At 60.0% G+C, this 6381-nt stretch carries 10 protein-coding genes; all 10 read left to right on the top strand.

The features are described 5' to 3' along the window. Window positions 1-646 (top strand): AMP-binding protein (locus XANALMUS060_RS22855; protein WP_304413354.1); only part of this gene is annotated, 646 nt, incomplete at its 5' end. Window positions 647-659: 13 nt separating this feature from the next. After that, on the top strand, window positions 660-1553 hold the full coding sequence (locus XANALMUS060_RS22850; protein ID WP_304413353.1) for an AMP-binding protein: 894 nt from the start codon (window positions 660-662) through the stop codon (window positions 1551-1553). A gap of 110 nt (window positions 1554-1663) precedes the next feature. After that, window positions 1664-1939, top strand: coding sequence for a phosphopantetheine-binding protein (locus XANALMUS060_RS22845; RefSeq protein ID WP_052688228.1), 276 nt, complete (start codon window positions 1664-1666; stop codon window positions 1937-1939). A gap of 303 nt (window positions 1940-2242) precedes the next feature. Further along, complete coding sequence (locus XANALMUS060_RS22840; RefSeq protein WP_045739346.1) at window positions 2243-2614, top strand: condensation domain-containing protein; 372 nt, start codon at window positions 2243-2245, stop codon at window positions 2612-2614. A 176-nt stretch (window positions 2615-2790) separates the two neighbouring features. Beyond that, the gene (locus XANALMUS060_RS16305; RefSeq protein ID WP_082065217.1) at window positions 2791-3102 is read left to right on the top strand and encodes a condensation domain-containing protein; all 312 of its coding nucleotides are present in this window, start codon (window positions 2791-2793) and stop codon (window positions 3100-3102) included. A 773-nt stretch (window positions 3103-3875) separates the two neighbouring features. Then, window positions 3876-4229, top strand: coding sequence for a condensation domain-containing protein (locus tag XANALMUS060_RS22375; protein WP_045739344.1), 354 nt, complete (start codon window positions 3876-3878; stop codon window positions 4227-4229). Between the two features lie 205 nt (window positions 4230-4434). After that, window positions 4435-4560, top strand: a complete 126-nt coding sequence (locus tag XANALMUS060_RS22770; protein WP_255352396.1) for a hypothetical protein — start codon at window positions 4435-4437, stop codon at window positions 4558-4560. Beyond that, complete coding sequence (locus tag XANALMUS060_RS20200) at window positions 4553-4711, top strand: hypothetical protein (protein ID WP_152640571.1); 159 nt, start codon at window positions 4553-4555, stop codon at window positions 4709-4711. Before XANALMUS060_RS22770 ends, XANALMUS060_RS20200 begins: the two co-directional genes overlap by 8 nt. Before the next feature lie 203 nt (window positions 4712-4914). After that, window positions 4915-5247: an AMP-binding protein gene (locus XANALMUS060_RS22835; protein ID WP_045739342.1), complete on the top strand. Its 333-nt coding sequence runs from the start codon at window positions 4915-4917 to the stop codon at window positions 5245-5247. Between the two features lie 509 nt (window positions 5248-5756). Beyond that, window positions 5757-6381, top strand: a 625-nt coding sequence (locus tag XANALMUS060_RS22830; RefSeq protein WP_304413352.1) for a hypothetical protein, incomplete at its 3' end; no start/stop codon positions are given.

Raw genomic sequence — 6381 nt, 5'->3', positions numbered from 1 at the left:
GGGCGTATGCCCGGATGATCGCGTGGCGATCTGCGTGCAGCGCAGTGTGGAGATGGTGGTGGCGGTGCTTGCGGTGCTGAAGGCGGGCGGTGCGTACGTACCGTTGGATCCGGCTTATCCTGTCGAACGTCTCGCCTATATGCTGGAAGACAGCGCTCCGGTTGCGGTTCTGGCGCAGACATCGACCTCGAATCTGTTACTGACCGCGTCCGCGCCGATCATCAAGCTGGACGAGTCGCGCTGGCAGGATCGGTCGGTGTCGAATCTCTCGATGGATGGTCTGACCTCGGCGCATCTGGCCTATGTGATCTACACCGTATGCCCGGATGATCGCGTGGCGATCTGCGTGCAGCGCAGTGTGGAGATGGTGGTGGCGGTGCTTGCGGTGCTGAAGGCGGGCGGTGCGTACGTACCGTTGGATCCGGCTTATCCTGTCGAACGTCTCGCCTATATGCTGGAAGACAGCGCTCCGGTTGCGGTTCTGGCGCAGACATCGACCTCGAATCTGTTACTGACCGCGTCCGCGCCGATCATCAAGCTGGACGAGTCGCGCTGGCAGGATCGGTCGGTGTCGAATCTCTCGATGGATGGTCTGACCTCGGCGCATCTGGCCTATGTGATCTACACCTTCCGGCTCCACCGGTAGTCCGAAGGGGGTGATGATCGAGCACCGTAACACGGTGAACCTGCTGACTTGGGCGCAGCGCTCCTTCGAGCCGTCTGTTCTGGCTAAAACTCTGTTCTCGACGTCGTTGAACTTCGACCTGGCGGTCTACGAATGCTTTGCGCCGCTGATATGCGGTGGTGCGATTGAGGTGGTCGACAATCTCCTGACGCTGCAAACAGGTCAACATGACATCACATTGATCAACACTGTGCCTTCGGCATTGAAAGCATTGTTGGAATCCGGTGGATTGGGGCGGAGCGTACAGACGGTCAATGTCGCCGGTGAGGCACTTAAGCGTCAGCTTGTTGAGGATCTTTTTGCCAAGACGCAAGTCGAACGGCTGTGCAACCTATATGGCCCGTCGGAAACCACGACCTATTCGAGTTGGGTGTCGATGGGGCGCAGTGAAGGTTTTGTGTCTCATATTGGCAAACCTGTGGCCAATACACAGTTCTATTTGCTGGACACACATCGTCAGCCTGTGCCGGTGGGTGTGATGGGTGAAATCTACATCGGTGGTGCCGGTGTGGCGCGTGGTTATCTAAATCGTGATGATTTGACCGCTGAACGCTTCCTCGCCGATCCATTTAGTACCGACCCGACGGCGCGAATGTATCGCAGTGGCGATCTGGGACGTTGGCGTGCCGATGGCACGATTGAGTTCGTGGGACGTAACGATCAGCAGGTCGGTCAAGATCCGTGGTTTCCGCATAAGATCCGTGGTTTCCGCATCGAGCGAATTGGGCGAGATCGAGGCCCGGTTGAGCGCGCATGCGGATGTGCGCGAGAGTGTGGTGGTGGCGTTGGGCGAGATCGAGGCCCGGTTGAGCGCGCATGCGGATGTGCGCGAGAGTGTGGTGGTGGCGCTGGAGGATGCCACGGGTAGCGACAAGCGATTGGTGGCGTATTGGGTTGCGACGCAGGATGCGACGCACGAGTCCCTTGGCGTGGAAAGCTTGCGTGGTTGGCTGTCGGACACGTTGCCGGATTACTTACATGGTGCCTGCCGCCTATATGCAGTTGGATCGCCTGCCGCTGACTCCGAACGGCAAGCTGGATCGCAAGGCATTACCCGCACCGGATGGCTCGGCCTATGCGGCGCCTGCGTATGAAGTACCGCAGGGCGCGATCGAACACACCATTGCCGCGATTTGGCGTGAGCTGCTGGATCTGGAGAGCATCGGGCGGCACGACAACTTCTTCGCGCTCGGTGGACATTCGTTGTTGGCATGGTGCCTGCCGCCTATATGCAGTTGGATCGCCTGCCGCTGACTCCGAACGGCAAGCTGGATCGCAAGGCATTACCCGCACCGGATGGCTCGGCCTATGCGGCGCCTGCGTATGAAGTACCGCAGGGCGCGATCGAACACACCATTGCCGCGATTTGGCGTGAGCTGCTGGATCTGGAGAGCATCGGGCGGCACGACAACTTCTTCGCGCTCGGTGGACATTCGTTGTTGGCGGTACGAGTTGCTTCGCGCCTGCGTCAGGAATTGGGTGTTGAGATCGGCGTAGCGGAGCTGTTCGCGAATGCAACGCTGAAGGGCCTTGCCGCCTGCGTGGCCTCTTCGTCCGGTGCCGTCTTGCCAGCCGCCGATCCTGCCATTGCAGCCGGATGCGCCGCGCGTGCTGTCCTTTGCACAACAGCGGCTCTGGTTCCTATCGCAGTTCGAGGGTGTCAGTCAGGCGTATCACATCAGCGGCGGCTTGCATTTGCGCGGTGTGTTGGATGCGCAGGCGCTGCGGCGTGCGTTGGATCGCATCGTGGCCCGGCATGCGTCGTTGCGCACGACCTTCGCGCTGGTGGATGGGCAGGCGTTGCAGCAAATCGCCGCTGAAGAAAGCGGCTTCCATCTGATCGCCCACGAGCTGTGTGGGGTACCTGATGGTGAGGAAGCGCTTGAGAATTGCAGCAAATCGCCGCTGAAGAAAGCGGCTTCCATCTGATCGNTCTGATCGCCCACGAGCTGTGTGGGGTACCTGATGGTGAGGAAGCGCTTGAGAATTGCAGCAAATCGCCGCTGAAGAAAGCGGCTTCCATCTGATCGCCCACGAGCTGTGTGGGGTACCTGATGGTGAGGAAGCGCTTGAGAAACTCCTGACCGAGGAAGCGCAAGCGCCATTTGCGTTGGTTGGAGCAAGGCCCACTCATCCGTGGTCGGCTGATACGCCTTGCCGAGGATGAATCCGTCCTCTTCGTCACGATGCACCACATCGTCTCCGATGGATGGTCGATGGGGATTTTGATCGATGAGTTGAGCGTGCTGTATCGGGCGTTCGCACGTGGCGAAGCCGATCCGCTGGCGTCGTTGCCGATCCAGTACGCCGACTATGCAAGCTGGCAGCGGCAGTGGTTGACGGGCGAGGTACTGGACCAGCAGGCAACCTACTGGCGTCGTCTCCGATGGATGGTCGATGGGGATTTTGATCGATGAGTTGAGCGTGCTGTATCGGGCGTTCGCACGTGGCGAAGCCGATCCGCTGGCGTCGTTGCCGATCCAGTACGCCGACTATGCAAGCTGGCAGCGGCAGTGGTTGACGGGCGAGGTACTGGACCAGCAGGCAACCTACTGGCGCGAAACGCTATCCGGTGCGCCGGTGTTGCTGGAACTGCCGACAGATCGTCCACGTCCAGCGAGACAGGACGGACCATGCCGGTGCGATGCTGAAGGTGGTCGTCGATCCGCAGCGGACGCAGGCACTCAAAGCGCTGAGCCAGCGCCATGGCCTGACGCTATACATGACGCTCCTGGCGAGTTGGCGCTGAGCCAGCGCCATGGCCTGACGCTATACATGACGCTCCTGGCGAGTTGGGCGCTACTGCTATCGCGTCTATCTGGTCAAGATGATGTCGTCATCGGCAGTCCGGTGGCCAATCGTAGTCGTTCGGAGACCGAGCGAGGGGCTGATCGGGTTTTTCATGAACATGCTGGCACTGCGGGTGGAGTTGTCCAACTCGCCGACGCTGGCGCAACTGTTGGCCTCGGTGAGGGAACGCGCACTGCAGGCGGGCTGATCGGGTTTTTCATGAACATGCTGGCACTGCGGGTGGAGTTGTCCAACTCGCCGACGCTGGCGCAACTGTTGGCCTCGGTGAGGGAACGCGCACTGCAGGCGCAGGCGCATCAGGACATCCCGTTCGAGCAGGTCGTCGAGCTAGCTGATTCAACCGCCACGCAGTCTGGCGCATACGCCACTGTTCCAGGTGATGTTCGCGTGGCAGAACACACCGCAGGGCACGCTGGATCTTGGCGAGCTCGACGCGATTCAACCGCCACGCAGTCTGGCGCATACGCCACTGTTCCAGGTGATGTTCGCGTGGCAGAACACACCGCAGGGCACGCTGGATCTTGGCGAGCTCGACGCCAGCGGATTGGGTGTTGCACAGACGAGCGCGCAGTTCGACCTGTCGTTGTCGTTGATCGAGAGTGAGGAGGGGATCGTCGGTAGTCTGACCTATGCCACCGCGCTGTTCGAGCATGCGACGGTGGAGCGATGGATGGGCCATTGGCGGCATCTGTTGGAAGCGATGGTGACCAAGAGGGGATCGTCGGTAGTCTGACCTATGCCACCGCGCTGTTCGAGCATGCGACGGTGGAGCNTGTTCCAGGTGATGTTCGCGTGGCAGAACACACCGCAGGGCACGCTGGATCTTGGCGCAATCGAGGCCAGTGGATTGGGTGTTGCACAGACGAGCGCGCAGTTCGACCTGTCGTTGTCGGATTCAACCGCCACGCAGTCTGGCGCATACGCCACTGTTCCAGGTGATGTTCGCGTGGCAGAACACACCGCAGGGCACGCTGGATCTTGGCGCAATCGAGGCCAGTGGATTGGGTGTTGCACAGACGAGCGCGCAGTTCGACCTGTCGTTGTCGTTGATCGAGAGTGAGTGAGGAGGGGATCGTCGGTAGTCTGACCTATGCCACCGCGCTGTTCGAGCATGCGACGGTGGAGCGATGGATGGGCCATTGGCGGCATCTGTTGGATGCGATGGTGACCGACGATGGATGGGCCATTGGCGGCATCTGTTGGATGCGATGGTGACCGATGGTGCTGAAGATCAGCTTGTTGGATGTTTGCCGTTGCTGGACGAGGCTGAGCGCCATCAGCTGTTGATGCAGTGGAATGAATGCAACGACGAAGGATTATCCACGCGATGCCTGTGTGCATGAGTTGTTCGAGGCACAGGTGGCACGGACACCCTCCGCCATCGCGCAACGACGAAGGATTATCCACGCGATGCCTGTGTGCATGAGTTGTTCGAGGCACAGGTGGCACGGACACCCTCCGCCATCGCGGTGGTGCAGGGTGAAGTGTCGCTGACGTATGGCGAATTGAATGCACGTGCCAACTGTCTGGCCCATTCTCTGCGCGAGTTGGGCGTATGCCCGGATGCAACGACGAAGGATTATCCACGCGATGCCTGTGTGCATGAGTTGTTCGAGGCACAGGTGGCACGGACACCCTCCGCCATCGCGGTGGTGCAGGGTGAAGTGTCGCTGACGTATGGCGAATTGAATGCACGTGCCAACTGTCTGGCCCATTCTCTGCGCGAGTTGGGCGTATGCCCGGATGATTGATTGCGTGGCGATCTGCATGCAGCGTAGTGTGGAGATGGTGGTCGCGGTGCTGGCGGTGCTGAAGGCCGGTGGTGAGTGTGGAGATGGTGGTCGCGGTGCTGGCGGTGCTGAAGGCCGGTGGTGCCTACCTATGTACCACTGGACCCGGCTTATCCTGTCGAACGTCTCGCCTATATGCTGGAAGACAGCGCTCCGGTTGCGGTTCTGGCGCAGACATCGACCTTGAACCTTGTACCACTGGACCCGGCTTATCCTGTCGAACGTCTCGCCTATATGCTGGAAGACAGCGCTCCGGTTGCGGTTCTGGCGCAGACATCGACCTTGAACCTGTTACTGACCGCGTCCGCCCGTGCCGATCATCAATCTGGACGAGTCGCACTGGCAGGATCGGTCGGTGTCGAATCTATCGCGGTCGGTGTCGAATCTATCGATGGATGGTCTGACCTCGGCGCATCTGGCCTATGTGATCTACACCTCCGGCCGGCTCCACGGGCCGGCCCAAGGGGGTGATGATCGAACACCGCAATACGGTGAATCTGCTGGCCTGGGCACAGCGTTCTTTCGCAGCATCGGTCCTGGAAAAAGTCCTGTTCTCCACGTCGTTGAACTTCGACCTATCGGTCTATGAATGCTTTGTGCCTTTGGTGTGCGGTGGTGCAATTGAGGTGGTCGACCATCTGCTCGCCATGAAAGTCCTGTTCTCCACGTCGTTGAACTTCGACCTATCGGTCTATGAATGCTTTGTGCCTTTNGCTGGAAGACAGCGCTCCGGTTGCGGTTCTGGCGCAGACATCGACCTCGACCCTGACCCGGCTTATCCTGTCGAACGTCTCGCCTATATGCTGGAAGACAGCGCTCCGGTTGCGGTTCTGGCGCAGACATCGACCTCGACCCTGCTGCTGACCGCGTCCGCCCGTGCCGATCATCAAGCCGATCATCAATCTGGACGAGTCGCACTGGCAGGATCGGTCGGTGTCGAATCTATCGATGGATGGTCTGACCTCGGCGCATCTGGCCTATGTGATCTACACCTCCGGTTCCACGGGCCGGCCCAAGGGGGTGATGATCGAACACCGCAATACGGTGAATCTGCTGGCCTGGGCACAGCGTTCTTTCGCAGCATCGGTCCTGGAA

Origin of the sequence: Xanthomonas sp. MUS 060 (genome assembly GCF_000963215.1) — a bacterium.
Taxonomy (GTDB): Bacteria; Pseudomonadota; Gammaproteobacteria; order Xanthomonadales; family Xanthomonadaceae; genus Xanthomonas_A.
Note: the sequence above shows the minus strand (reverse complement) of the source record. Positions and strands in the feature narration are given on the sequence as shown.